Annotated in this window: 32 protein-coding genes and 1 other annotated feature; of the genes, 27 read left to right on the top strand and 5 right to left on the bottom strand. The window is 49.2% G+C overall.

Features of this window, described 5'->3' with window-relative positions; translation table 11 throughout:
• Positions 1–12: 12 nt before the first annotated feature.
• Together E1963_RS15815 and E1963_RS15810 are read left to right on the top strand one after the other, a co-directional pair.
• A complete protein-coding gene (locus E1963_RS15815) occupies positions 13–990 on the top strand; it encodes an ABC transporter permease (protein ID WP_132280029.1) in 978 nt (325 codons plus the stop codon).
• Between the two features lie 78 nt (positions 991–1,068).
• Positions 1,069–2,085 carry a substrate-binding domain-containing protein gene (locus E1963_RS15810; protein WP_132280026.1) on the top strand — a complete coding sequence of 339 codons (1,017 nt, stop codon included), beginning with the start codon at positions 1,069–1,071 and terminating at the stop codon, positions 2,083–2,085.
• A gap of 72 nt (positions 2,086–2,157) precedes the next feature.
• On the opposite strand, the gene E1963_RS15805 is transcribed toward E1963_RS15810, so the two are convergent.
• Together E1963_RS15805 and E1963_RS15800 are read right to left on the bottom strand one after the other, a co-directional pair.
• Positions 2,158–3,225: a DegT/DnrJ/EryC1/StrS family aminotransferase gene (locus E1963_RS15805; protein WP_132280023.1), complete on the bottom strand. Its 1,068-nt coding sequence runs from the start codon at positions 3,223–3,225 to the stop codon at positions 2,158–2,160.
• A gap of 65 nt (positions 3,226–3,290) precedes the next feature.
• Positions 3,291–4,127, bottom strand: coding sequence for a MurR/RpiR family transcriptional regulator (locus E1963_RS15800; RefSeq protein WP_132280020.1), 837 nt, complete (start codon positions 4,125–4,127; stop codon positions 3,291–3,293).
• Positions 4,128–4,382: 255 nt separating this feature from the next.
• On the opposite strand from E1963_RS15800, the gene E1963_RS15795 reads away from it, so the two are divergent.
• From E1963_RS15795 to rplA, 10 genes are all read left to right on the top strand, one after another.
• Positions 4,383–4,655 (top strand): hypothetical protein, encoded by a 273-nt coding sequence (locus tag E1963_RS15795; protein WP_049728677.1) that lies wholly within the window; start codon positions 4,383–4,385, stop codon positions 4,653–4,655.
• Positions 4,655–6,139 carry a sodium/pantothenate symporter gene (locus E1963_RS15790; protein ID WP_132280017.1) on the top strand — a complete coding sequence of 495 codons (1,485 nt, stop codon included), beginning with the start codon at positions 4,655–4,657 and terminating at the stop codon, positions 6,137–6,139. The genes E1963_RS15795 and E1963_RS15790 overlap by 1 nt, the downstream gene beginning before the upstream one ends.
• 26 nt (positions 6,140–6,165) lie before the next feature.
• Entirely contained in the window at positions 6,166–6,924 is a 759-nt protein-coding gene (locus E1963_RS15785) for a creatininase family protein (protein ID WP_132280014.1), read from the top strand.
• A gap of 148 nt (positions 6,925–7,072) precedes the next feature.
• On the top strand, positions 7,073–7,240 hold the full coding sequence (locus E1963_RS15780) for a cold-shock protein (protein ID WP_132280011.1): 168 nt from the start codon (positions 7,073–7,075) through the stop codon (positions 7,238–7,240).
• Positions 7,241–7,604: 364 nt separating this feature from the next.
• Positions 7,605–8,129 carry a hypothetical protein gene (locus E1963_RS15775; RefSeq protein WP_132280008.1) on the top strand — a complete coding sequence of 175 codons (525 nt, stop codon included), beginning with the start codon at positions 7,605–7,607 and terminating at the stop codon, positions 8,127–8,129.
• Positions 8,130–8,292: 163 nt separating this feature from the next.
• Entirely contained in the window at positions 8,293–8,442 is a 150-nt protein-coding gene (gene rpmG / locus E1963_RS15770; protein WP_005332089.1) for a 50S ribosomal protein L33, read from the top strand.
• Between the two features lie 22 nt (positions 8,443–8,464).
• Positions 8,465–8,659 (top strand): preprotein translocase subunit SecE, encoded by a 195-nt coding sequence (gene secE, locus E1963_RS15765; RefSeq protein WP_066580509.1) that lies wholly within the window; start codon positions 8,465–8,467, stop codon positions 8,657–8,659.
• Positions 8,660–8,692: 33 nt separating this feature from the next.
• Positions 8,693–9,208 carry a transcription termination/antitermination protein NusG gene (gene nusG, locus E1963_RS15760; protein ID WP_132280005.1) on the top strand — a complete coding sequence of 172 codons (516 nt, stop codon included), beginning with the start codon at positions 8,693–8,695 and terminating at the stop codon, positions 9,206–9,208.
• 51 nt (positions 9,209–9,259) lie between these two features.
• Positions 9,260–9,685, top strand: a complete 426-nt coding sequence (gene rplK / locus E1963_RS15755; RefSeq protein WP_006443239.1) for a 50S ribosomal protein L11 — start codon at positions 9,260–9,262, stop codon at positions 9,683–9,685.
• Positions 9,686–9,766: 81 nt separating this feature from the next.
• Entirely contained in the window at positions 9,767–10,459 is a 693-nt protein-coding gene (rplA, locus tag E1963_RS15750; RefSeq protein ID WP_066580504.1) for a 50S ribosomal protein L1, read from the top strand.
• Positions 10,460–10,526: 67 nt separating this feature from the next.
• On the opposite strand, the gene E1963_RS15745 is transcribed toward rplA, so the two are convergent.
• From E1963_RS15745 to E1963_RS15735, 3 genes are all read right to left on the bottom strand, one after another.
• A complete protein-coding gene (locus E1963_RS15745; RefSeq protein WP_132280002.1) occupies positions 10,527–11,009 on the bottom strand; it encodes an ATP-binding protein in 483 nt (160 codons plus the stop codon).
• Between the two features lie 75 nt (positions 11,010–11,084).
• Positions 11,085–11,408 (bottom strand): hypothetical protein, encoded by a 324-nt coding sequence (locus E1963_RS15740; protein WP_132279999.1) that lies wholly within the window; start codon positions 11,406–11,408, stop codon positions 11,085–11,087.
• 34 nt (positions 11,409–11,442) lie between these two features.
• Entirely contained in the window at positions 11,443–12,198 is a 756-nt protein-coding gene (locus E1963_RS15735; protein ID WP_132279996.1) for a LytR/AlgR family response regulator transcription factor, read from the bottom strand.
• A gap of 163 nt (positions 12,199–12,361) precedes the next feature.
• Positions 12,362–12,508, top strand: a sequence feature (ribosomal protein L10 leader region).
• A gap of 54 nt (positions 12,509–12,562) precedes the next feature.
• Here E1963_RS15735 and rplJ point away from each other — a divergent pair.
• From rplJ to E1963_RS15665, 15 genes are all read left to right on the top strand, one after another.
• Positions 12,563–13,135, top strand: a complete 573-nt coding sequence (rplJ, locus tag E1963_RS15730) for a 50S ribosomal protein L10 (protein ID WP_132279993.1) — start codon at positions 12,563–12,565, stop codon at positions 13,133–13,135.
• 31 nt (positions 13,136–13,166) lie between these two features.
• A complete protein-coding gene (gene rplL, locus E1963_RS15725; RefSeq protein WP_066580493.1) occupies positions 13,167–13,541 on the top strand; it encodes a 50S ribosomal protein L7/L12 in 375 nt (124 codons plus the stop codon).
• Between the two features lie 140 nt (positions 13,542–13,681).
• Complete coding sequence (locus tag E1963_RS15720; RefSeq protein WP_117772030.1) at positions 13,682–14,680, top strand: LacI family DNA-binding transcriptional regulator; 999 nt, start codon at positions 13,682–13,684, stop codon at positions 14,678–14,680.
• 7 nt (positions 14,681–14,687) lie between these two features.
• Complete coding sequence (locus E1963_RS19790) at positions 14,688–14,828, top strand: hypothetical protein (RefSeq protein WP_167482225.1); 141 nt, start codon at positions 14,688–14,690, stop codon at positions 14,826–14,828.
• A 267-nt stretch (positions 14,829–15,095) separates the two neighbouring features.
• On the top strand, positions 15,096–16,103 hold the full coding sequence (locus E1963_RS15715; RefSeq protein WP_132279990.1) for a LacI family DNA-binding transcriptional regulator: 1,008 nt from the start codon (positions 15,096–15,098) through the stop codon (positions 16,101–16,103).
• 35 nt (positions 16,104–16,138) lie between these two features.
• Complete coding sequence (locus E1963_RS15710) at positions 16,139–17,539, top strand: L-fucose/L-arabinose isomerase family protein (RefSeq protein ID WP_132279987.1); 1,401 nt, start codon at positions 16,139–16,141, stop codon at positions 17,537–17,539.
• A gap of 2 nt (positions 17,540–17,541) precedes the next feature.
• Positions 17,542–18,390 carry a transketolase gene (locus E1963_RS15705; protein ID WP_132279985.1) on the top strand — a complete coding sequence of 283 codons (849 nt, stop codon included), beginning with the start codon at positions 17,542–17,544 and terminating at the stop codon, positions 18,388–18,390.
• Entirely contained in the window at positions 18,383–19,312 is a 930-nt protein-coding gene (locus tag E1963_RS15700) for a transketolase family protein (protein WP_132279982.1), read from the top strand. Before E1963_RS15705 ends, E1963_RS15700 begins: the two co-directional genes overlap by 8 nt.
• Positions 19,313–19,449: 137 nt before the next feature.
• On the top strand, positions 19,450–20,478 hold the full coding sequence (locus E1963_RS15695) for a D-ribose ABC transporter substrate-binding protein (RefSeq protein ID WP_132279979.1): 1,029 nt from the start codon (positions 19,450–19,452) through the stop codon (positions 20,476–20,478).
• Between the two features lie 161 nt (positions 20,479–20,639).
• Positions 20,640–21,320 carry a DUF2291 domain-containing protein gene (locus E1963_RS15690; protein ID WP_330570863.1) on the top strand — a complete coding sequence of 227 codons (681 nt, stop codon included), beginning with the start codon at positions 20,640–20,642 and terminating at the stop codon, positions 21,318–21,320.
• A 31-nt stretch (positions 21,321–21,351) separates the two neighbouring features.
• Entirely contained in the window at positions 21,352–22,908 is a 1,557-nt protein-coding gene (locus E1963_RS15685; protein ID WP_066580478.1) for a sugar ABC transporter ATP-binding protein, read from the top strand.
• A gap of 3 nt (positions 22,909–22,911) precedes the next feature.
• Positions 22,912–23,964, top strand: coding sequence for an ABC transporter permease (locus E1963_RS15680; RefSeq protein WP_049728696.1), 1,053 nt, complete (start codon positions 22,912–22,914; stop codon positions 23,962–23,964).
• A gap of 79 nt (positions 23,965–24,043) precedes the next feature.
• Positions 24,044–24,445 carry a D-ribose pyranase gene (rbsD, locus tag E1963_RS15675; protein ID WP_132279973.1) on the top strand — a complete coding sequence of 134 codons (402 nt, stop codon included), beginning with the start codon at positions 24,044–24,046 and terminating at the stop codon, positions 24,443–24,445.
• A 38-nt stretch (positions 24,446–24,483) separates the two neighbouring features.
• Complete coding sequence (locus E1963_RS15670; protein ID WP_132279970.1) at positions 24,484–25,368, top strand: ribokinase; 885 nt, start codon at positions 24,484–24,486, stop codon at positions 25,366–25,368.
• Between the two features lie 13 nt (positions 25,369–25,381).
• Positions 25,382–25,626: FGGY family carbohydrate kinase (locus E1963_RS15665; RefSeq protein ID WP_243117768.1), on the top strand; the 245-nt coding region annotated here is incomplete at its 3' end.

Raw genomic sequence — 25,626 nt, 5'->3', positions numbered from 1 at the left:
GAGGTAGAGCCAATGGCAAAAGACAAAGGCAGAATCATCGGAATGGACAGAGAGAAGTTCCGTATGTTTATGGGTAAATATGGAATCGGTGTAATCCTTCTGATCATGATGGTTTTTATATCTGTCATGGAACCGTCATTCAGAAGTACGAGCAATATGATCAATGTTGCGACACAGGTATCTATCAACGCGATGATTGCATATGGCATGTGCCTTGCGATTACGACGGAAGGGATCGACCTGTCTGTGGGGGCACAGCTTGCCCTCGTCAGCTGTGTCCTTGGACAGCTGATATCCGGGAAAGGGTGGAATATTGCGGCGGCAATCATAGTGGCCCTTCTCGTGTCCACGGTATGGGGATTTATCAACGGATTTTTGATCTCCAAGTTCAACATGTTCCCGTTTGTGGTGACGCTGTCCACCCAGTTGATTATCCGGGGCCTTGCCCAGGTAATCAGCGGAGGCCAGGCGATTCCGATAACGGATACGGCATTCAAGAGTATCTATTCAGCCAAGATCGGGCCGGTGCCATTTCCCATACTCGTCCTAATCCTGGCAACGTTTCTCATGTACATGATACTCCACTGGACCAAGTTCGGACGGTATGTATTTGCGGTGGGCGACAATATGCAGGCGGCAATTGCCTCCGGCGTAAGTATTATAAAGACGAAGACGGCGGTCTATACCATATCGGGCCTTCTGGCAGGGATAGCAGGCATCATCTTCACGGCCAAGACTGCCTCTGCCCAGTCCAATATAGGTATCGGGTATGAGACCGACGCGGTGGCGGCCTGCGTGCTCGGAGGGACCTCCTTCGCGGGCGGCGTTGCTACGGTGCCCGGAGTGCTTATGGGGATATTCATTATCGGCTTCATCTACAACGGCATGAACCTGATCGGAATCGATTCCTATTACCAGTCCATGACAAAAGGTGCGGTTATCATAGGGGCCGTGCTTCTTGACATGGTGATGAACAAAAAGAACAGCTAGTTTGCCTGGTGATAGTTAGGAGGCGGGAGGAGCCTCTTGATTATAGAAAGTTTATTCATAACAGAAGGAGGAACGAAAATGAAAAGAAAAGTGTTAAGCGTACTGCTCTGCGTCATGATGACAGCCGTACTGGCGGCCGGATGCGGTTCAGACAACAAGGATGACGGTAAGAAAGACGGCGGAGCCAAGACGGAAGATGCAAAAGACGGCGACGTGAACGGAGACGGCAAGATAATCTGCGGCTATATCTCAAAGAATATCGTTGACCCGTTCCACGCTCCGATCAATGATTATGCAAAAAAGACGTTTGATGGACTTAAGAAGGATGGAACAATCGACGACTGGACGGGTATCCTGGATGGCGAGACGGATGCCAACAAGCAGATCGACCGTGCCGACGAGTGTATTGCAAAGAACTGTGATTATGTAATCATCCTTCCGGCGGAAGCGAGCGCTTCCGACGCGGCTGTCACCAAGATGACAGATGCAGGCATAAAGGTCATCGTCGTAAATTCCAAGACAGACAGTACGGATGATGTGGCTATGGCCTATGTAGGCCCGGACGATGTGGAAGCCGGCGAGATGCTGGCGCAGTGGGTCATCGATAATGTGCCGGACGGCGGAAAATACGCGCACTGCCAGGGCGTTATCGGCAATTCTGCCCAGATCCAGCGGGGAGAAGGCATAGAGAATGTCATGAAGGATAACGGCAAGTTTGAATCCGTTGGAGATTTTCCGTGTGAATGGCAGGCTGATAAGGCGGCCAATGTAGCGACAGATATGATGAACCAGTACAAAGATGAACTGAAGGCGATCATCTGTGACAACGACGATATGTCCTCAGCGGCTCAGAAGGCCTGCAACGACGCGGGGAGAGAAGATATCGTCTGCGTAGGCGTGGATGGAAATGAGAATCCGCTGCAGATGGTAAAAGACGGCGAAATGGGAGCCACGGTCCTGCAGGACGGTCCTGCACAGGTGGAAGGAGCCATAGATCTGATAAAGAAGGCCTTGAACGGTGAGGAGACAGAGAAGGAAGTCATGATATCTTTTGTGCTTGTAACGAAAGACAATGTTGATGAATATCTGAAATAATCCACGTAATAAAGGGAGTGCATCTGGCACTCCCTTTCTCTCATGTAATCTTGCGGCCGGACAGCTGCTGCGTCACCGGCCTTCCATGAATTCCTGAAATACATCGGACACGCGCTGCATATCGTCCCTTGTAAAACGCTGGTCGCAGCTGATGGACATGATATGTTCATAGATGTAGTGTGCGCCGGGATACGTTCCGATGTCTATGAACGGCGGCACCGGCCAGTATACTTTCGGCGGTATGCCGGCGGCAGCCAGGTGCTTCATGAGGGATTCCCTGTCTTCGCAGAGGAAAGGGAAGAACATAGGGCAGGTGTCCTGCGGAAGATGGGGAAATACAGGGCGTACCGATGGATTGTCTGGAAGATGCTCCAGCAGATACGCATAATTATCGCGGCGCTTCTTAACGGCCTCGGCAAGCGGGTAATGGAGGATTGTCTGAAGGGATTCGCCGTCGCCTTCCTGCATGTCGAAGATCTCCCGCAGCATCCATTCTGCTTCCCAGAATGCATCGGCGCTCTTCTTGTTCAAGGCCTCGTCTCCGGTTCTCTCGTATTCTTCTCTTGTCCGGAGCGCCCTGTCCCTTATCTTGAGATGCTCTTTATCTGCGGGGACGGGTGATACGCCAAAGCGTCCGGTGCGTTTGAATGCCAGCCCTCCGGAAGTTACCCCCATCCATTTGCGGAGGCTGACCGCGACATAGTCGCTGTCGGGGCAGGGCCCGGATGGTGAGAAGGCTGTGTGGGTCGTGTCCTGCATGACCGTCACGCCGCGGCTTCTGCATGTTCTGACAAAATCAGTGTCAAAAGTAGAAAAGCCGTAATAGCCGCAGATGAGCAGAAAGCTGATCTTGTCAATGAGGCTGTCGTCAAACTGCGGTACGAGGCTTTGGTCTACGTCGTAATAGTAGATCTTATATCCTGCTTTGACGAAACAGCCGCTTACCGTCTCGCACGTATATGCAGGGAGATAGGCGGTCCGTTTCGTATCTGTAAGCATGGAATCCTGCAGGCAGAGATAGATGGCGCACCGGCCGGACATGAGGTGGATTACGTCGCCTGCGTTCGGGCAGACGAGATCTATGTAACCGTTTGTCTCAGAACTGTTCTTTTCGTAGGGGAAGAACCCTCCTATTTCCATATGTGATACCTCCTGTAATTTATATTATATATTCTGGTTCTTGAATTGGCTTTGGCTGCGCCGGCTCAGGACGACAGGGTCTTTTTGAAATCTTTTCGCTCCGCCTCCGGAACCATGTCGATGACGAGGCAGGACGCGAGAAGATTCAAGGCTGTCATCGGCAGCGTCAGCGAGTTGTAGAACATCTTCGTCGAAGTCTGGCAGAGGAGCAGGTGGGTACTGTGCTCGGCCGCCGGCGAAGAGATGCTGTCGGTGATGGTCAGGATAGGGACGCCTGTGTCCGCCGCTTTCCTGGCAATGCTCCCCATCGGGTAATAATACTTGGGGAAGGAAAAGAAGATGACAAGGTCTCCTTCGCAAAGATGCTGCAGGCGGTTCTGCGTCTCGGCCAGGTCGGCCAGATCGATGAGGGTCGCGTTGAAATACAAAAGCCGGAGCCTTGCTTCCAGAAATTCGCCGAGTATCTTGGAGATGTCATGGGCAAAAATGAAAATCCGTCTGCTTTTTTTGATTTTCCCGGCGGCGGCCACGATGGATTCCGGATTGAATGAAGCTGAGAAGTCGGCCACCGCGGCTGCCTCCTGACGGCAGATGTCTGTCAGCAGCGCCTCCTTTGCAGAGCAAGACGCATTTTCAGGTGGAAAATAAGCCGGCGCTGAGAGCAGGCGTATCATATGCTGCGTATATTCCCTGAATTCATTCTTAAGCTCCAGGAAGCTGGAACAGCCTATCTTTTCGCAGAAGCGCAGCAGTGTCAGTTCGGAAGAGGCCGTCTGCTGGCTCAGCTGGGCCAGAGTGATGTAGCAGACGTCCTCTGGATTGTCCATCAGATAGTCTGCGATTCCCTTCTGCTTTTTTGTCAATGCGGGATACATGTCCCGGATTCTCTGTAATATGTCCATGTTGTTTCCTTTCCATATATAGTACCCTTATAAAAAACAGGCGGCGGTGATGCGTCATAAACTGCCTATAAAATAAATATAAAGAATCCATAAACATTTTGCAAGTAAATACTTTACAATTTTGCTGTTATATGTATAATAATAATTAAAAAGTAAAGTAAATACTTTATTTTTTGAGAATTCTGCATATCTCATGATAAATAAAGTAGGTCAGCTTTGCAGAAGGAAGTACAAAAAGGGAGGAGAGAAGCAGCAATGAAAAAACTATTTGAAAAACACTTTGAGCGCACATGGCTTGTAATCTTTCTGATCATGTTCGTCATCATCATGATTCCGTTTCCGTTCTTTTACAGCGAAACCTATATTCCGGCTATAGGAGGGATTCCCTCATATATCTTCGGATGGTTCGTACATACGGCGATTACGTTTGCCCTGATTATCGTCTATTACAGAATGTGCATGAAGCGAAAAGAATACCACGTGTATGATGAGAAGAACGAGGAAGTTACGGAAGGAGGAGAGGAATAATGTCTGAAGCAATCCAACCATCACCGGCACCATTTTACACGGTCCTGGCTGTATATCTTGGTATTATGGCATTTATCGGCTGGTATGCCAGCCGAAAGACGAAGAATCTCGGCGATTTCTTCGTTCTCAGCGGAAAAGCAGGTGTAATCGTAAGTGGTATCGCTTATTTTTCCACACAGTTTTCTATGGGTACGTTCCTTGGCACTCCGGGTACGATATTTGGCGTCGGTTATGCGGGCATGGCGATCTCTGTGCCTGGTGCTGTCTTCTGTATGATCCTGCCGGCGCTTCTGATAGGAAGGAAACTGGTGACGCTCGGTCATGAATACGGTTTCCTTACGATGGCAGACTATCTGACAGACCGGTATCATTCCAGGTCCATGAGCGGCGTGCTCGGTGTCATGATGCTGTTTTTCCTCATTCCGATGATGGGAGCCCAGATTATCGGCGCGGGAGTCATCGTGCACGTATTTACCGGCCTGCCTGAGTGGGTAGGGGTTGTAGGAATGGGAGTGATCGTTATACTATATTGTATGAGCGGCGGAATGAAGGGGGCGATGATGACCGATGTCATCCAGGGTTCCCTTATGATAGGTACCGCAGTTGTTACGTTTATAGTATCAATCGTAATGGGAGGCGGCTTTGATAATATCAACAGCACGCTTCAGAATATGAATGAATCATACCTGACCTTCCCCGGGGCGAACGGGTATATGCCGTGGGCTTACTACGTGTCCAACATCGTACTCTGGTCCTTCTTCACGATGGGGCAGCCCCACCTGTTTACGAAGTTCTTTACGATGAAGGACCATAAGACGATGTTCAAGGCCATACTGCTCGGTACAGGCGGGATGTTTGTCTCTGCCACTTTAATCGAATGGGCCGGCGTCAATGGAATCGCGTCCATCCAGAATATTGAGAAGGCGGACCAGATTGTTCCCATGATTCTGCAAAGAGGGCTGAATCCGTTCCTGGCGTCCCTGTTCATCGCCGGAATCGTAGCAGCCGGAATGTCTACCATCGACGGCATCCTCGTCACAACGACAGGGGCCGTGACACGGGATATCTATCAGAAGATAGTGAACAAGAAGGCGACCGATGAGAGCGTCATGAAGCTGTCCAAAGTTGTCACCATATTGATTGGCCTGGTCGTTATACTCTTTGGCGTATTTCAGCCTGGCAGCATCTTTGAGATCAATCTGTTCGCCTTTTCCGGAATGGCGGTCTTCGTCGTGCCGATCCTGTTTGGCATGTACTGGAAGAAGTCGACGGCCCCGGGCGCCATAGCGGCTGTGGCGGTAGGGGTAATCGCCCTTCTTGGCTTTACGCTTATTCCGGAAGTGAAGGAGCTGGCGCTTGGATTCCATGCACTGTTCCCGGCTACGATACTTGGCGCGGTCACGATGGTAATTGTCAGCAAGCTGACGCAGGCTCCGCCGCAGGAGACGATTGACCGGCACTTCAAACTGTTTCAGAAAGGTTAGTGCCACATAAAAGAGGAGGTAGTTAGATGTATCTTGGTAAGATGACGACAGCCCAGGCAAAAGAGGCGTTTCAGAAAGATCCGGTACTGGTGATACCGGTGGGCAGCACAGAACAGCATGGCGCCCAGTGTGCGCTTGGGACGGACTATATGGTACCGTCGTATCTGGCAGACCATGTGGCTGACATGGAAGATGTGATTATCGCTCCTACGGTTCCGTACGGCGTCTGTCCTTATCACCTGAGCTTTGAAGGCAGTATCAATATCGGATATGAAGGGCTGTACATGGTTCTGCACGGAATCATGGACTCGCTTATGCAGCATGGGGTGAGAAGGTTTGCCATACTGAACGGACACGGGGGCAATACGCCTTCCATCGACCGCGCGGCGCTTGAAGTCTATCATAAGGGCGGCATCTGCGCCAGCATAGACTGGTGGAGCCTTGTGGCGGAGCTGGATGAGAAGTTCCGGGGCGGACACGGCGACATCCTGGAGACGTCCGCTATGATGGCGGTCGACCCGGATGCGGTGCATCTGGAGCTGGGGCAGCCTATGAATCCGCAGCATCCTTCCGAAAATGTAGAGGCGGCCTATATACAGGCAGTCCGCTATAAGGGCGGCACGGTCCGCCTTGTGAGGGATACGAAAGAGATAGCTCCAAGCGGATGGTTCGGTCCGTTTGACCCGAAGGACTCGACGGCTGAACTCGGGCAGGAAGCGCTCGATATATCCGTTGCATTTATCCGGGGATTCCTGGAGGAAATGAAAGGGTTCGCATGCAGGTAGAGGAATAAGAGGTATCTCCCCGGCTGTGTACTGTGCACAGCCGGGATATAATGCGGATCTGCCGGAGATATATTTGTTAAAAGTTATTATTTTCTGGAAACTACTTGACAGATGAAATATCCCATGATAGTATGAGAAAATATTTTAAATGAGATTTGGATTTATCACAAACGAGGCAGACGGAGAAGATGTATTTGTACATTTTTCAGGTATCGCGTCAGATGGTTTTAAATCATTAGAGGATGGCCAGTCAGTAACATTTGATATTACTGCCGGAAGCCGTGGAAATCAGGCAGTCAACGTATACGCTGCATAGATGGATGCAAAAAGGCGCTCTGTGGACGATGGTCCATGGGCCCTTTTTTAGTTGAGCTGGTCAATGCCGATTCTGCCTATGTAGGCTGCGTAAGCTCAAGGCGGGAATATATTGCAAATCCACATAAGATATGATATCATATGACCTATATAAATCTGCTTTGCGTTCTGCCAAAGCAATTTCTATATTCATTATCTGTTCGGCGCGTCGCCGGAAAATTACCAGATTAAATTTTATAAGGAGGCTGAAAGCATGGATATTTGCACGAAACAATGTTGGGCGCACATATGGTCGTATAGACAGGAAAACGAAAAATGTGCTATGATTATGCTACTCACTATTGCCGGGACGAGGAGGTGGAACTATGCTGGATAATCAAGATCTTCAGGCGATAAAGCACTTGCTTGACGAAGGCTTGGGTTTGATGGAAGGAAGGATAGACGGCAAGCTGGAATCGCTGGAAGGAAGGATAGACGGCAAGCTGGAATCGCTGGAAGGAAGGATAGACGGCAAGCTGGAATCGCTGGAAGGAAGGATAGACGGCAAGCTGGAATCACTGGAAGGAAGGATAGACGGCAAGCTGGAAACGCTGGAAAGAAGGATAGACGGCAAGCTGGAAACGCTGGAAGGAAGGATAGACGGTAATCTGAAGGCGCTGGAAAATAGAGTGGATGAGAGGTTCACGGAACAGGAGAATTCTCTGCTTGCTGAGATAGATTTTATTCAGGAAAAGGCGAACGGCCACTTTAAAAGGATAGAAAACAGGATGGATGAGATGCAGAATGATATAAATGGCTTGAGGCAGGATAATGGGATGATGAATATTCTGTTTGAGAAGGTACTGAAAGTCTCTGAGGAAGTTGAGATTATCAAGCAGAAGATATCTTGAGCGGAAGTGCCATAAAGCAAGAAAAAGACTTGCTTTTTCCCGGTATGTATGATACAATATCCGAGCGAATGGAAGTAGGTCTTTTTTTTATGCCTAAAAACAGGCAGCCTCGCAAGCTGCCGAGTAACACGTTAATTAAGAAACATAAAGCGAGGTGGAAGTTGTGCGTACAAGAATCACATTGGAATGTACAGAATGCAAGCAGCGTAACTACAACATGACGAAGGATAAGAAAACGCATCCGGAACGCATGGAGACTAAGAAGTACTGTAAATTCTGCAAGTCACACACATTGCACAAGGAAACAAAATAGTCGCCGCAAAGGAGTGGATGTCATGGCTGAACAAAAAACTCAGAAGAAGAGCTGGTTCAAAGGACTTAAGGCAGAATTCAGGAAGATCATTTGGCCAGATAAGATGACACTTGCAAAACAGACAGCGGCAGTCGTTTCTGTGTCTGTTGTACTGGGAATCATAATTGCAGTTATTGATTTTATCGTACAGAACGGAGTGGATCTATTAGTAAGATAGCACTGATAGGCTGCAGGCAAGAAAGGTGATTTTATGTCAGATGCAAAATGGTACGTTGTTCATACCTATTCAGGGTATGAGAACAAAGTAAAGGCCAACATTGATAAGACAATTGAAAACCGGCACCTGGAAGAACAGATATTAGAAGTCCGTGTTCCTATGCAGGATGTAGTGGAGCTGAAGAACGGCGTCCAGAAGGCGACACAGAAAAAGATGTTTCCGGGTTATGTGCTCATCCATATGATTATGAATGACGACACATGGTACGTCGTCCGCAACACGAGGGGCGTGACAGGATTTGTCGGGCCGGGATCCAAGCCGGTTCCGCTGACAGATGCGGAGATGGCGCCGCTTGGAATCAAGCAGGAGAACATCGTCGTCGACTTTGAAGTGGGCGATACCGTCCAGGTGATAGCCGGAGCATGGGCTGATACGGTTGGAGTGATCCAGGCGCTGAACATTCCGAAGCAGAGCCTGACTATCAATGTTGAGTTATTCGGCCGCGAAACGCCGGTAGAAATCAGTTTCGCAGAAGTAAAGAAAATGTAGTAGGAAGTGGGAGGGACGTGTTCCCGCCAACACCACAAGGAGGTAATTGAAATGGCAAAAAAAGTAGAAGGTTATATCAAGTTACAAATACCTGCCGGCAAAGCTACACCGGCACCACCGGTTGGACCAGCTCTTGGTCAGCACGGTGTGAACATCGTTGAATTTACAAAGCAGTTCAACGCAAAGACTGCGGATCAGGGAGATATGATTATCCCTGTCGTAATTACAGTTTACAATGACAGAAGCTTCAGCTTCATCACAAAGACACCTCCGGCAGCTGTCCTTATCAAGAAAGCCTGCAATATAAAGTCAGGTTCAGGCGTGCCGAATAAGACGAAAGTTGCTACGATAACAAAGGCTCAGCTTCAGGAAATCGCAGAGCTGAAGATGCCGGACCTGAACGCTGCAACCGTAGAAGCTGCTATGAGCATGATAGCAGGTACGTGCCGCAGCATGGGTGTTAAAGTAGAAGAGTAAGAGTTGATGCTGTATTGCCAATTGTAAATGTTAAATATGTGGGAGGGTTATCCCGACATTACCACGAGGAGGTTTTTTAGAATGAAAAGAGGAAAGAAATATATAGAAGCTGCCAAAGTTATCGACAGAGGAACTCTTTACGATAAAGATGAGGCGGTTTCATTAGTAAAGAAAACTGCAGTAGCTAAATTCGATGAGACTATCGAGGCTCATATCAGAACCGGATGTGACGGACGTCACGCTGACCAGCAGATTCGTGGAGCGGTCGTACTGCCTCACGGGACAGGCAAGAAGACCAGGATCCTTGTATTTGCCAAAGATGCCAAAGCAGAAGAAGCAAAGGCGGCAGGGGCAGATTATGTAGGAGCGGAAGAGCTGATTCCGAAGATTCAGAATGAAAACTGGTTTGAATTCGACGTAGTAGTCGCTACGCCAGACATGATGGGTGTTGTCGGACGTCTTGGACGTGTGCTCGGGCCAAAAGGCCTGATGCCGAACCCGAAAGCTGGAACTGTGACGATGGATGTCGCCAAAGCCGTTCAGGAAATCAAAGCCGGTAAGATTGAGTACAGACTCGATAAGACAAACATTATCCATGTGCCAGTAGGTAAAGCATCCTTTACCGAAGAACAACTTGCGGACAACTTCCAGACGCTTATTGATGCAATCAACAAAGCCAAACCGGCAGCAGTAAAAGGTCAGTTCTTAAAGAGCGTGACGCTTACTTCTACGATGGGACCGGGTGTAAAGATCAACACGGCCAAGCTCGTTTAATTGTATCGTATAATAGGACCTCCCCGCCATCAAGGCGGGGAGGTCCTTTTTGCTGTGCTGCCGCAGCTCAGCACGATAGAGGCCTTGAAGGCATGTCCGTCGTATTTGAATTGAGGTATCCCGTTATATTTTGACACGACATCGAGAATGGAGACGATGCCAATCCCGATCCCTTTCCTGCCTCTGGCCTTTGTAGATAAAAAGCATTATCCCTTCTGCGGACCATGCCGTTGTAGCTGTTTTCCACAATGATTACGAGCGTACAGTCGTTAACGGCATGGAGCTTGAGGCGGATATACCTGCCTTCCTGCGCCTGCCGCTGACATGCCTCGACCGCATTTTCCAGCAGATTGCCTAGGACGATGCATGTATCCGTATCTGAGAACGGGAGGTCCCGGTCCAGCTGTATGGATGGTGAGAAGGATATGCCATTTTCTCTGGAAAGCTCCGCATAGTAAGACACGATTACATTTATGACGGGATTGTCGCAATAAGATGTCGGGCGAAGTGAATCCAGGCTGCATATATAATTGTTTATGGATTCTCCCATGCCGTCATAATCGTCTGCATCCAGGCAGGCCTGAAGTGCGATGAGGGTGTGTCGTATACGTAAAAAAGGTCAGGATTATCCACGGTATCGGTGTAAAGTATAATCGCTGGCATCTGTAGAGGGCAGCCTTTTGGAGAGTATCGGGAATATGGCCAGATAATAAAGCAGTCTGTTGCACATGGGGATTCCCCAGGATATGCGCCAGAAGGCCAGGTGTTCCGTCTCGTCCAGTGCGGTACGCAGCAGCCGCTTGAAGAGCATCAGTATAAATGGGAATGTCGGCAGCGCTACGGCCAGCGTGGACAAGGCGCGAAGTACGGGGGTGCTTCCGGGAAGCCTGCCTGTCACGTAATAATGGATCTGGGATGAACATACATAGATGCTGTCCGTATAGCACATGACTATGGCAACTGTAAAAAGGCTCTGGACAAAGCTATAGCCGGGTGCTGCGCGGAATAAAACCACTCCTGACAGCATGGCGGCGAAGGAAAGGATAATCATCGTCCATGGGGTGAGCGGTTTGGTATAATAGATATAGGTGGAGGGGGATGCGCTCTTCGGTCGCCAGTATAATATCCTTGCTGTCCATTGATTTGATATAATCCATATTGACCATACAATTGCGGTAGCACCACAGGAACTGTGGATACTTGTCCGGCATCGGTGCAAAATCCGGAAATGACATGTAGGAACGGATGACATTCCGGGGCGTGTGGACCTGTATGTAATGGTTGTAGTAGTCCGTATAGATAATATCTGTAATCAGAATACGTGTATAATGGCGTCCTTCTTTCAGCTCTATATAGTGCGAAAAACGTTTCGGCGCCTTCTGGCATCTGGAGAGCGATTCTTCCAGCTGCCCGTAGGTAAAAGGTTTGAGCAGGTAATCAAGTGCATGAAGCCGGAAAGCTATGACGGCGTGTTCCTGGCTTGATGTTGTAAAAATAATCAGGCATTTGTCATCTATCTGCCGCACCTTCTCGGCAATATGGATACCGCTCGTCTCATCCATGAATATATCCAGCAAAACAAGGTCATATGTCCCGGCGGCAAAGCCTTTTAAAAAGCCGGTCCCGTTATCGTAAGTATTCATCTGCATATGGACTTTGTGTTCAAAGCAGTATCGTTCTACATTCTTTTGCAAATATTGTCTGTCGACAAGAGAATCGTCCACAAAAGCGATATTCATTCTGCCTTCCTCCCCAAGTAAAAAATTCTGATTATATTTTAACATACTATGAGAATCAGGGACTTGCAATAAACGGTAAAAATAGCACTGTTATGGTAATGCGGTGTCGGTAAAAGCGGGCTGTAAAAATAATGTATTGACAACATTAGCCCGTGGTGATATAATAGCAAAGCGATGACTGCCGAAGACAGCAGGTGCTTTCAAACAGCGTAAGTGGTGATACACGCCTGCCGAGGATGATATGAGATTCGATTTCTATGAATTTGTACAACCTCTGCGTCTTACGGGCCGGAGGTTTTTATTATGTATAGAAAACGTTGTTCTTTTGGCAGCAGACTAAACTATAAGGAGGTGCACCATTTTCATGGCAAAAGTTGAGTTAAAACAACCAATCGTAGATACTATTGCAGGTGAAGTCAAGGACGCGGCATCAGTTGTTCTTGTCGACTACCGCGGACTTACAGTTGCTCAGGATACGGAATTGCGTAAGCAGCTTAGAGATGCCGGTATCATCTACAAGGTATACAAGAACACAATGATGAAAAGAGCTTTTGAAGGAACCGAGTATGCGGCTTTAGAAGAACATCTTGCAGGACCCAGCGCAATTGCGATCTCTAAAGAGGATGCAACTGCTCCGGCAAGAATCCTGTGCAAGTTTGCAAAGGATGCAAAAGCACTTGAACTGAAAGCCGGCGTGATTGAAGGCATGGTTTATGATACGGCAGGACTTACGGAATTGTCCAAGATTCCTTCACGGGAAGAACTGCTTTCCAAACTGCTTGGAAGCTTACAGTCACCAATTACGAACTTTGCCCGTGTTATTAAGCAGATTGCGGAACAGGGCGGCGAAGTAGCGGCAGAAGAGGCTCCGGCAGCAGAAGAGGCTCCGGCGGCAGAAGCTCCGGCTGAAGAGACAGCGGAAGCGACAGAAGAATAATTGAAAAATCATAAAATTGGAGGAAAACAAAATGGCTAAAATAACAGCAGCTGAGATGATTGAAGCAATCAAAGAATTATCAGTATTAGAATTAAACGATCTGGTTAAAGCATGTGAAGAAGAATTCGGTGTATCCGCAGCAGCAGGCGTCGTAGTTGCAGCAGCAGGCGGAGAGGCAGCGGCAGCAGAAGAAAAAGACGAATTTGACGTAGAATTAGTTTCTGCAGGTTCTTCTAAAGTTAAGGTAATCAAGGTAGTACGTGAGATTACAGGACTTGGATTAAAAGAAGCGAAAGAATTAGTTGACGGAGCTCCGAAGGTAGTTAAAGAGGCTGCTTCTAAGGCTGAGGCTGAAGAAATCAAAGCAAAACTGGAAGGCGAAGGCGCAGAGGTCAACCTTAAATAATATAGGTTTCATCTGTAGCGGCTTACCGCAGAAGGGAAATCCCACTCGTTGGAATTTCTCTTCTTTTTTTGATGTGAATGTGTTATAGTATTCCTAGATCCCTTTGGAATAAGGGAAAAAAGAATGGAAGGTCGTAAGGGATGAAAGTAAGTGTCAGGAAAATAAGTGAAATCACCGGTTTTTCTCCTGCGACAGTTTCCAATGCACTGAATCATAAAAAGGGCGTAAACAAAGAGACGGCTGATAGAATTCTTAAGACGGCAGAGGAACTGGGTTATAGACTGGATGAAAAAATCAGTAAGATTAGATTTGTGATTTTCCGGAGAAATGGATTGATCATAGATGACAGTCCATTCCATCCTGCCGTGATAGAAGGCGTGGAGAGGCAGGCCAAATCTCTCGGCTACGAGACGGTGTTCAACCACGTGGATATCAATGATATGGAGTATGGAACGCAGCTGCAGGAGATACTTTCTGATACGGAAAGCGCAATAGTGCTGCTCGGTACAGAGATGCTGGAGGAGGATTTTGAGCCGTATACACATGCGAAGAACAAGATCATACTTCTGGACGGCTGGAGCGACCACTACTTTTTTGACAGCGTGCTCATAAGCAATACGGATTCGGCGGCCAGGGCGGTTGAATACCTGATTGGCAAAGGGCACCGTGATATCGGCTATCTGCGGGGGGATTTCCGCATTCAGGCCTTCTGCTACCGTGAGATTGGCTACAGAAGAATTATGGACAGGCACCATCTGCCGGTCCAGCCGGAATATGTCGCGACTGTCGGAACGAGGATCGAGACTGCATATGAAGGCATGCAGAGATATCTGGAGGAGACGCCGATACTGCCTACGGCATTTTTTGCGGATAACGATACTATCGCAATCGGCGCGATGCAGGCTCTGAAGGAACGCGGCTATGATATACCGGGAGACGTGTCTATCATAGGATTTGACAACATTTCGTTCGGTGCCATCTCTGATCCGCCTCTCACTACGATAAATGTGTATAAGCACGAGATGGGCGAGATGGCGGTGAGGGAGCTTATGCGTGCGGTCGAGGATGGGAAGAAGATTAAGACGAAGATACAAGTTTGCACAGATTTTGTGGAGCGTGCGAGCGTAAGAAAAATATAGCAGACACATGGCGGCGGGAACGTACCGCCTGACTGCATATGAGATACAGCCGGCTTGCCGGCCCTTGTTTTGCATATACGATGCAAAGGAGGGCGGCAGGCCGGCTGTTTTTGACGGCGGAGGAAACAGTTCCCCGAAATATGGATGATGTTCGCACTATTCTACAAATAACGACATAGTTTATATAAACGTTAATATAAATATTTACATAAACATTTATCAAAACAAATCGGTAAATGTGAACAAAATGTAAATATCGAATAAATGAATTGTTAATAATACACAAAAACAACGCGCAATATCTATTATAATTAAACAAAACGTGAATGATACTGGGATATTTTGATAAAAAGTATTGAATATTTTATATAAACGTTTATAATACAGGTATAAACAGTTAAGAGGCGGTGAAAAAGTGAAGGTCAGTATAAGAAGAATCAGCCAGATTACGGGTTTTTCTCCCGCGACTGTCTCGAACGCTTTGAATCGCAAGAAAGGAGTCAATGCTGCTACTTCTGAAAAGATATTCAAGGCGGCGGAGACGCTGGGGTATCAACAGGAGAAGACAATTACGAAGATAAAATTTGTTACATACAGAAAGAACGGCCTTATCATAGATGACAGCCAGATTTTCCCGGCCATGATAGAAGGCGTGGAGCGCCAGGCCAAGGAACTTGGTTATGAGACGACGTTCAGCCATCTGAATTATGAAGATGAGTCTTTTGAACTCAGGCTGAAGGATTTCCTTGAGGATACGAACTGCCTGTCGATACTGCTAGGAACAGAGATGATGGAAGAGGACTATGTGCCTTTTTATGACTATAAAGGATACCTGATAGTGCTGGACGGATGGAGCGATGAGATGATATTTGACGGCGTACTGATTAACAATACGGATGCGGTCTGCCAGGCGATGGAGTATCTGGTTGGTAAGGGACATACGAAGATCGGCTACCTGAGAGGAGATTACCGCATCAAGGCATTCAGGTACCGGGAATTCGGCTACCACAGAGTGATAGGCAAGTACCGCCTGAAGGTGGAGCCGGAATTTCAGATAACGTTAGGAACGAAGCTGGAGTCGGCCTATCAGGATATGAAGAGATATCTGGAACGTACAGGGAATCTTCCGACTGCTTTTTTTGCAGATAACGACGTAATAGCCATCGGAGCTATGAGAGCTATGAAGGAAAAGGGGATTCGGATTCCGGAAGACATATCCATAGTCGGATTTGACGACATCGGATTCGGAAGCGTATCGACGCCAGGACTTACGACGATTCGGGTATTCAAGCAGGAGATGGGAGAAGTGGCGGTGAGAAGGGCGCTGGACCATATCAAATATTCAGGAAAGAATGTAAAGATGAAGATCCAGGTCTGCACAGAGTTTGTAGAAAGAGACAGTGTCAGACAGATTGACAGATAAACAGTACAATAAAGCATAAGAATGGAGGAAATGAAATGGCAACTATCAAATTGGGATTTGCGCCGACCAGAAGAAGCATCTTCAGCGCGCCGGATGCAATCAAGTACAGAGGACTGACAGCAGACAGGCTGAGAGAGCTGGGTATCGATTTTGTAGATATCGATGACATCAATGAGGAAGGTCTTCTGTACGATGACAACGACGTGAAGAAGATAGCGGCAAAGTTTAAGAAGGAAGGCGTTGACGGAATCATGTTCCCGCACTGCAACTTTGGTACGGAATATGTCTGTGCGAGGCTTGCAAAAGAGATGAATGTACCGGTCATGCTCTGGGGTCCGCTTGACGAGCGCCCGCAGGAGAACGGCGTGAGGCTGAGAGATACGCAGTGCGGGCTGTTTGCCACCGGCAAGGTGCTGAGAAGATTTCAGATTCCATTTACATATGTGACGAACTGCAGACTGAACGATCCCGTGTTTGAGCGGGGCCTGAGAGATTTTATCGCGGTGTGCAACGTAGTAAAGAATTTCCGCAATATAAGAATTCTTCAGATATCCACGAGGCCGTTCGACTTCTGGACGACGATGTGCAATGAAGGAGAACTTCTGGAGAGATTTAATGTGCAGCTCGCTCCGGTTCCGATGACGGAACTTACGGAGGAAGTGAAAGCGGTGAAGGAAGAAGGCGGCAAGCTGGCAGACATGATTTCTTATATCAGGGAGAACATGAAAGTCCAGATAAAAGATAACGAAGTAGAGAATGTAGCGGCTCTTGCGGTAGCTATGGAACAGCTTGTAGAGAAGTACGGATGTGGCGCGGCGGCTATCCAGTGCTGGAACGCGCTTCAGACGGAACTGGGCGTCATGCCGTGCGCGGCCAACGCGATATTAAATGACAAAGGGATACCGGTCGTATGTGAGACGGACATCCACGGTGCCATCACGGCTCTTATGGTCGAGGCTGCAGGGATGGGAGAGACAAGAGGCTTTTTTGCAGACTGGACCATCCGCCATCCGGATATTGAGAATGGAGAGCTTCTGCAGCATTGCGGCCCGTGGCCCATTTCGGTGGCTAAGGAAAAGCCGCAGCTTACATATCCGCTGGCTTTTGACCATCCGGGAAGCCTTACGGCAGAAGCGAAGCACGGCGACGTGACACTCTGCCGGTTTGACGGGGACAACGGAGAATACTCGCTGCTTCTTGGCAATGCAAAGGGCGTGGACGGACCGAAAGGCATGGGAACGTATCTCTGGGTGGAAGTGGACAATATCAAGCGTCTGGAAGCAAAGATCGTGGAAGGGCCTTACATCCATCACTGCGTGGGCATTCACAAGGATGTAGTCCCGGTATTATATGAAGCATGTAAATATATTGGCGTAAAACCTGACCTTTACGACCCGATTGAAGAAGACGTCAAAGCATATTTAAGAGGAGAATGATTATGAGCAATCTGAAAGCATTGGCCTACGGGCTGAGAGAAACCGTAATCGACATGATCGTCGAGGGGAAAGCCGGCCACATCGGCGGCGACATGAGCGTGATGGAGATCCTGACGGAGCTGTACTTCTGCCAGATGGACGTAAGCCCTGAGAACCAGGACGACCCGGACCGCGACAAGTTCGTCATGAGCAAGGGCCATTCCGTGGAGGCCTACTACGCGGTGCTGGCGGAGAAGGGGTTCTTCCACAAGGAGGAGCTCGTCTCCACCTTCAGCAAGTTCGGCTCCAAGTTCATCGGCCACCCGAACAACAAGCTTCCGGGCGTGGAGATGAACTCCGGCTCCCTCGGCCACGGCCTTCCGGTCTGCATCGGCATGGCGCTGGCGGGAAAGATGGACGGGCGCGGCTACCGGGTGTACACCGTCATGGGCGACGGCGAGCTGGCGGAGGGCTCCGTATGGGAAGGGGCCATGGCGGCCAGCCAGTACAGGCTCGACAACCTGTGCGCGGTGGTGGACCGGAACCGGCTCCAGATATCCGGCGGCACGGAGGACGTGATGGGACACGACGACCTGCATGAGAGGTTCGGCTCCTTCGGCTGGCACGTGATCGACGTGGCGGACGGCAACGATATCGATGAGCTCCACGCGGCGTTCGAGGAGGCGAAGACGGTGAAGGGGCAGCCCACCGTGCTGATCGCCAACACGGTGAAGGGGAAAGGCTCTTCCGTGATGGAGGACAAGGCGAACTGGCACCACAAGGTCCCGAGCGGAGAGGAGCTTGCGCAGATAAGGAAGGACCTGGCGGAAAAGAAGGCAGAGCTTGAAAAGGAGGGAGCGCATCATGGCTAAGATAGCGAACAAGCAGGTGATATGTGAAGTATTGATGGAGGCGGCGAGGACGGACAGGGACGTGGTGGCGCTGTGCAGCGATTCGCGCGGGAGCGCGTCGTTCACGCCGTTTGCAGACGAGCTGCCAGAGCAGTTCGTGGAGACGGGGATCGCGGAGCAGAACCTGGTGAGCATCTCGGCAGGTCTGGCGAAGTGCGGGAAGAAGCCGTACGCGGCATCGCCGGCGTGCTTCCTGTCCACGAGGAGCTATGAGCAGTGCAAGATAGACGTGGCCTATTCGGACACGAACGTGAAGCTGATCGGGATCAGCGGAGGTGTGAGCTACGGAGCGCTGGGGATGAGCCACCATTCGGCGCAGGACATCGCGGCGATGTCGGCGGTGCCGAACATGCGGGTGTACCTGCCGAGCGACCGGCTGCAGACGGAGCTTCTTACGAAGGCGCTGCTTGAGGACGAGAAGCCGGCGTACATCCGTGTAGGGCGGAACGCGGTGGAGGACGTGTACGAGGAAGGGAAGGTGCCGTTCGAGATGGATAAGGCGACCTTCGTGACCCAAGGGAGCGACGTGGCGGTAATCGCCTGCGGGGAGATGGTGAAGCCGGCGGCGGACGCGGCGGCGAGGCTGCGGGAAGAGGGGATCGGCGTGACGGTGGTAGACATGTACTGCATCAAGCCGCTGGACCGTGCGGCGATCATCAAGGCAGCGTCAGGAGCGAAAGCGGTGGTGACGGTAGAGGAGCACGCCCCGTACGGAGGCCTGGGCTCGATGGTGAGCCAGGTGGTCGGGAGCGAATGCCCGAAAAGGATCGTGAACCTGTCGCTGCCGGACGCGCCGGTGATCACGGGGACCTCAAAAGAGGTGTTCCGGCATTACGGGCTGGACGCGGAAGGAATTGTAAAGACAATAAAGGGAATCTTGTAGGAATTTTCATAGGGGTCAGACCCCTATGGCCACAGGGGTCTGATCCCTTTCGAAATTTCGGAAGTTCTCAGATATTAGCAGGAATTTCCTGTTGATATAGATAATTTAATACTTATAAAGCATAAGGAGGAACGAAAATGAAAGGTTTCAAAAAGGTATTGGCGGTGCTGCTTACAGTAGCTATGGTCGGAGCTATGGTTATGGGATGCAGCTCAAAATCGGACGATTCTTCAAAGAAGGAAGAAAAAAAGGAAGACAAGAAGACTGAGGACAGAAAGGAAGAGGAAGCTTTACCAGGCGGAGGCTCTAACATCATCTATATTATTACACCATCTGTATCCAACCCGGCATTCAAGGCAGAGGCCGACACAGCTACTGCTAAGGCAAAGGAACTTGGATATGAAGTAAAAGCCGTATCACACGACGACGACCCGACAAAACAGACAGAGTTATTTGACAGCGCGATTGCCGACAAAGCGGATGCTATCATCTGCGACAATGCGGGTGCAGATGCCACAGTAGAAGCTGTTAAAAAGGCAAGAGAAGCTGGAATACCGACATTCCTGATCGACCGTGAAATCAATGAAGAAGGCGTTGCCATCTCTCAGATCGTTGCAAACAACTATCAGGGCGCAAAAGCCATCGCGGAAAAGTTTGTTGAAGCTATGGGTGAAAAAGGAAAATATGTGGAGCTGCTAGGTAAAGAATCTGACACGAACGCAGGCGTACGTTCTTCCGCATTCCACGAAGTGATCGACCAGTATCCGGACATGGAGATGGTTGCACAGCAGACAGCTAACTGGGAAAAGACAGAGGCTTATGACAAGATGGAAGCTATGCTTCAGGCGAATCCGGACATCGACGGGGTCGTATGCGGCAACGACACGATGTTAGAAGGCGTTTGCGCGGCGCTCCAGGCAGCTGGCAAGACACTTCCTGTAATCGGCGTGGATGGCTCTGATGAAGCAGCAGCCCTGATCAAATCAGGAGACGCAACAGGAACAGCTCTTCAGCAGTTTGCAGTTATCGCTGAGATGGCAGTTGAGCAGGCTGACAAGTATCTCAAAGAAGGCTCAACAGGGTTAGATGAGAAACAGCTCGTAGACTGTATCGCTATCACATCTGAAAATGTAGACAAATTATCAGGATTTGTCTTCACAGAATAATTAGCGGATTATAAAGTATCAAGCATATACGGGGAGGCACTTTATGTGCTTCCCCGTATATGGAAACGACTCTTTTATGTGGAAGAAGTATTAAATGATTACGGAACATGTCTTATTGAACAGCGATAGTTCGATGAGTATAGATATTCGGCAGAAATATTGTGAATAAACGATTGAAGGAGGCCGCTATGAAAAAGCGCATGATAGCTCTCGCACTTACGCTCACACTTGCAGCATCCACGTTGCTTACGGGTTGTGGAATTGTGAAAGTCGTTAAGATTGGAGAAGAAGGAAAATATACCGGAGATGTAGAATTTAATGCAGGAGATGACGTAGAAGCCATCTGGGAAGAATCGGCACTTCCGGAGATGAATGAAAATGCTGTTGACCTCAAAGAGCTCCTTGAAGGGTCAAACGGGGACCTGACAGCTATGGCGGACGAGTACGGGAAATATTCCATGGGTGATTCCGGAGAACTGAGCTATGTGGTGAAAGGAACAGGAACCGTAGGAGAAGTGAACACACAGTCGCAGGCAGGCTACATGACAGTGAAGCTTGACGGCTATAATGGCACAGAATCTGTCAAGATTCAGATCGGGCCTGTATACAAAGGCTCCGCAATCCGTGATTCCTTAAGCTTTATCAAATTCGGGGATTACAAAAACCAGGAGCAGTGGGCGGCAGTGTCACAGAGTATCAATGAAGTGGTTGCAAAAGATGTTGTTGAACCGGCCAAACCAGATTCTCTGCAGGGCAAGACAATCTCATTTGTAGGAGCATTTACAGTATCTGCCGGTAGTTCAGATGTACTGATTACCCCGGTAGTGCTGGAAGCAAAATAACCTACTTTAGAGTAAGAAGGAGATATGAACTATGGGTGAGACATATAAGTGCAGGGAGGATGTATTTCTCCATGCAGAAAAGATAAGCAAGATTTACCCCGGCACAAAAGCACTCGATGAGGTATCATTTGACCTTTTGAAAGGAAAGGTAAATGTGCTTATCGGGGAAAATGGCGCTGGTAAATCAACTCTTATGAAGATGATTGCCGGGATTGAGCAGCCGAATGAAGGCAAGATGTACATAGGAGACAAAGAAGTATTTTTTAAAAATACGACAGAAGCGAGAAAGCATGGAATCGGTATCATACACCAGGAACTGAGCCTGTTCCCCAATCTGAACGTATACCAGAACATCTACATGAACAAAGAAAAGACGAAAGGGAAGGTGGCTTTGGACAATAAGCAGCATATGGAAGGCGCCAAAAAGGTGCTGGAAAGGCTGGAGCATCCCCTTGACCTGCATGCGAAGGTGGGCGAACTGCGTGTGGGGCAGCAGCAGATGATCGAGATAGCCAGAAACCTCGTAGAAGACGATTTGAAAGTATTGATTATGGATGAACCGACCTCTTCTCTGTCGCAGCAGGAGGTCAAGGTCCTTTTCAAAATCATGAGAGAGCTGACGGCGGCCGGAATATCTATCGTATACATATCACACAGGCTGGAAGAGATAATGGAAATCGGCGACCATGTTACGATTCTGAGAGACGGCAGATACGTGGCGGATGCGGATGTCAAGGAGATTGATGTTCCGTGGATCGTCCATCAGATGACGGGCGGGGCCAAATCTTATCCAAAGAGAGACCGCGAGGTTGACTGGAACAAAGTAGAAACTGTCCTGGAAGTGAAGGACTTGTGTCTTCCGAAAGCCGGTGGCGGGTATCTCGTAGACCACCTGGATTTTGAACTGAAAAAGGGTGAGGTTCTCGGAATCTACGGCCTGATGGGAGCCGGACGCAGCGAAGTATTTGAATGCCTCATGGGACTGCACCCGGAACATACCGGACAGGTAATTATGAATGGAAAGGAGTTGCATATCAAATCCATTTCCCGGCAGATTGATAACGGATTTGCCCTGATTCCCGAAGACAGGCAGGCCCAGGGGCTCGTGCAGACGCTGGATATAGAGAAAAACTGTGCCCTGTCGGCGCTGAAACGATATAAAAAGGGACCGTTTCTGGACAGCAGAAAGGAAGCGGAAAAAGTAGAACAAGAGATCAAAGACATCCAGATAAAAGTGGCAGATAAAAAACTGCCGATTCTTTCCTTATCAGGTGGCAACCAGCAGAAAGTAGTTATCGGCAAGGGCATACTGACAGAACCGAAGATTCTGCTCATGGACGAACCAAGCCGCGGTATCGATATCGGAGCGAAGACGGAAGTGTTCGATATCATCAACAAGTATGCGGAAGAAGGATTATCTATCATAGTCATTTCTTCAGAGCTGCAGGAAATCGTATCTATCGCAGACCGTGTTATCGTACTGTCAAATGGTATCAAGACAGGCGAATTCTACGGGGATGAGATTCAGCAGGATACATTGGTACTGGCTTCTTACAAGGGCCATCATATAGAGGAAAAGGAGAGTTAAATTATGGCAGCGAAACAAAATTCAGGAAACAATAAGTTAATGATGACCCTTTTAAAGGGCCGTACATTCATCGTGTTAATTATTCTGCTTATATTCTTCAGTATCACAGCAGATAACTTCTTAAGTGCAGGAGCCCTTTTGACGGTGGCAAAGCATGTTGCGCTTTACGGTATCCTGGCAATCGGCATGACTTATGTCATCATCACCGGAGGTATCGACCTCTCGGTTGGCTCCGTGGCAGGCCTCGCGGGTATGATTGCGGGAGGTCTGATTCAGGAAGGGCTTACGCTTAAGATGTTTGGCGTAACGTTATATTTCAGCGTGCCGATGATTGTGCTTATCACGGTGCTTCTGGGTGCTTTGATGGGAATGATCAACGGCCTCGTCATCACGAAGTGCAATGTGGCGCCTTTCATCGCCACACTCGGTACGATGTATATCTGGCGGGGGTTTGCCAATATCCGTTCAAACGGAGCTACATTTTCAGAAATATCTGGAAGCGAAGGGCTTGGCAATACCGGTTTTGAAGTGTTTGGACGTAACCTCGGCGGGACATCCATTCCGTGCGGTGTCCTCATCCTTGCCATCATCGCCGTAATTGCCGGACTCATATTAAAGAAAACGCCATTCGGATGGCATGTACTGTCTATCGGCGGCAACGAGAAGGCCTCCAAGCTTTCCGGTATAAAAGTAGACAGAGTGAAGATCTGGGTGTACGCATTTTCAGGCTTCTGCTCCGCGGTCGTAGGTATCATCGCTACATCACAGCTCGTATCCGCAACGCCAAAGACCGGTGAGTCTTGGGAGATGAATGCAATCGCAGCATCCGTACTCGGCGGGACATCTATGGCCGGAGGTGTCGGAACGATAGGCGGAACCATCGTAGGTGCATTCGTAATCGGCGTCATCAATGACGGTATGACCATGTGCGGTGTGACAGAGTTCTGGCAGAAGATAATCAGAGGCCTCGTAATCATCATCGCCGTAATCATCGACCAGGTACAGAGAAACCTCCAGGCGAAGATGGCACTCCAGGCAAGAAACGAAAATAAATAGACAATTTAAAGAATTTTCATGGGGGTCAGACCCCTGTGGACACAGGGGTCTGACCCCCATCGAAATTGAGGTGAATTGTATGAAAAAAAGAGGCATTATCAATGTGCAGCTTGCCGGTCTGATTGCGGGACTTGGACACAAGGACACGTTTATGGTTGCGGACGGCGGTATGCCGATTCCCCAGGGGGTGGAGATAGTCGATCTGGCCTTGTGTGGCGGAGTTCCGACTTTCCGGCAGGTGATGGATGCAATCCTTGATGAGGCGGAAGTGGAACATTATACGCTGGCCGGGGAGATCGTGGATAAGAATCCGGAGCTGCTCGCTTATATAGAAGGGAAGCTTTCAGGTGTGGAATATGAGATGGTCAGCCATGTGGAGCTGAAGGAGATGTCCGAAGGTATCAAATTTGCCGTCCGGACAGGCGAGTTTACGCCTTATCCGAACATCATACTCCGTGCCGGGGTGGCTTTCCCGGCATAACAGTACATGTAATGACAAAAAACGAGAGGGACTATATTATGAAGGTATTGAATTTTGGATCTTTAAATCTGGACTATGTATATTCCGTCGACCATATGGTGACGCCGGGGGAAACCCTGGCGTCTTATGGCATGAATATCTTCTGCGGCGGAAAGGGACTGAACCAGTCCATCGCTTTGGCGAAGGCCGGTGTAGAAGTATACCATGCAGGCATGATAGGAGAGGAGGGGGACGTCCTCCTTGCGACGTGCCGTGAAGGTGGCGTGAAGGCAGACTATATCCGGAAGATCGACGGCAAGTCCGGACACACGATTATCCAGGTGGATAAGAACGGACAGAACTGCATCCTGCTGTACGGCGGCGCAAACCAGAGCATCACGAAAGAATATGTAGACGAGGTGCTCGGCCATTTCTCCAAAGGTGATATTCTGCTCCTGCAAAATGAAGTCAATATGCTTGACTATATGATTGACTCAGCCTATGAAAAGGGGATGATGGTTATACTGAACCCGTCTCCTTATAACAGCGCGCTGGATGCATGCGACTTTACCAAGATATCCATGTTCCTGCTAAATGAAATTGAAGGAGCACAGGTCACAGGAGAAGAGGAGACGGACGCGATCCTTGCAAAATTAAAAGAAATATATCCAAATGTAAAAGTAGTGCTAACACTTGGCGGTGACGGGTCTGTATACCAGTACAAAGAGGAACAGTACCGTCAGGGAAGCTTTAAAGTCAATGCAGTGGATACGACTGCAGCGGGCGATACGTTCACCGGCTACTTCATCTCCTCTATCATAGAAGGGATGCCTGTGCCGGATGGCCTCGAGCTGGCGGCCAGAGCGTCCGCCATCGCTGTATCGAGGGAGGGGGCCACGGCGTCCATCCCTCTGAAGAATGAGGTGCTGCAAACAGAACTGTAAAGGAGCGGGTAACATGACAGACAAATATATCATCAGCATAGATCAGAGCACCCAGGGGACGAAGGCCCTCCTCTTCGATGGGAGCGGCAGCCTGATCCGCAGGACCGATAAGCCCCATGCCCAGATCGTGAATGAGAAGGGCTGGGTCTCCCATGACCCGGAGGAGATCTACCGCAATACGATCCAGGTGGTCGCACGGCTCCTGGAGGAATCCGGTATCGACAGGGGCCGCATCGCCGGTGTCGGGATCAGCAACCA

The sequence above is a fragment of the Extibacter muris genome (genome assembly GCF_004345005.1).
In the GTDB taxonomy this organism is placed as follows: Bacteria; Bacillota; Clostridia; order Lachnospirales; family Lachnospiraceae; genus Extibacter; species Extibacter muris.
This window is presented reverse-complemented; position numbering and strand designations above follow the sequence as displayed.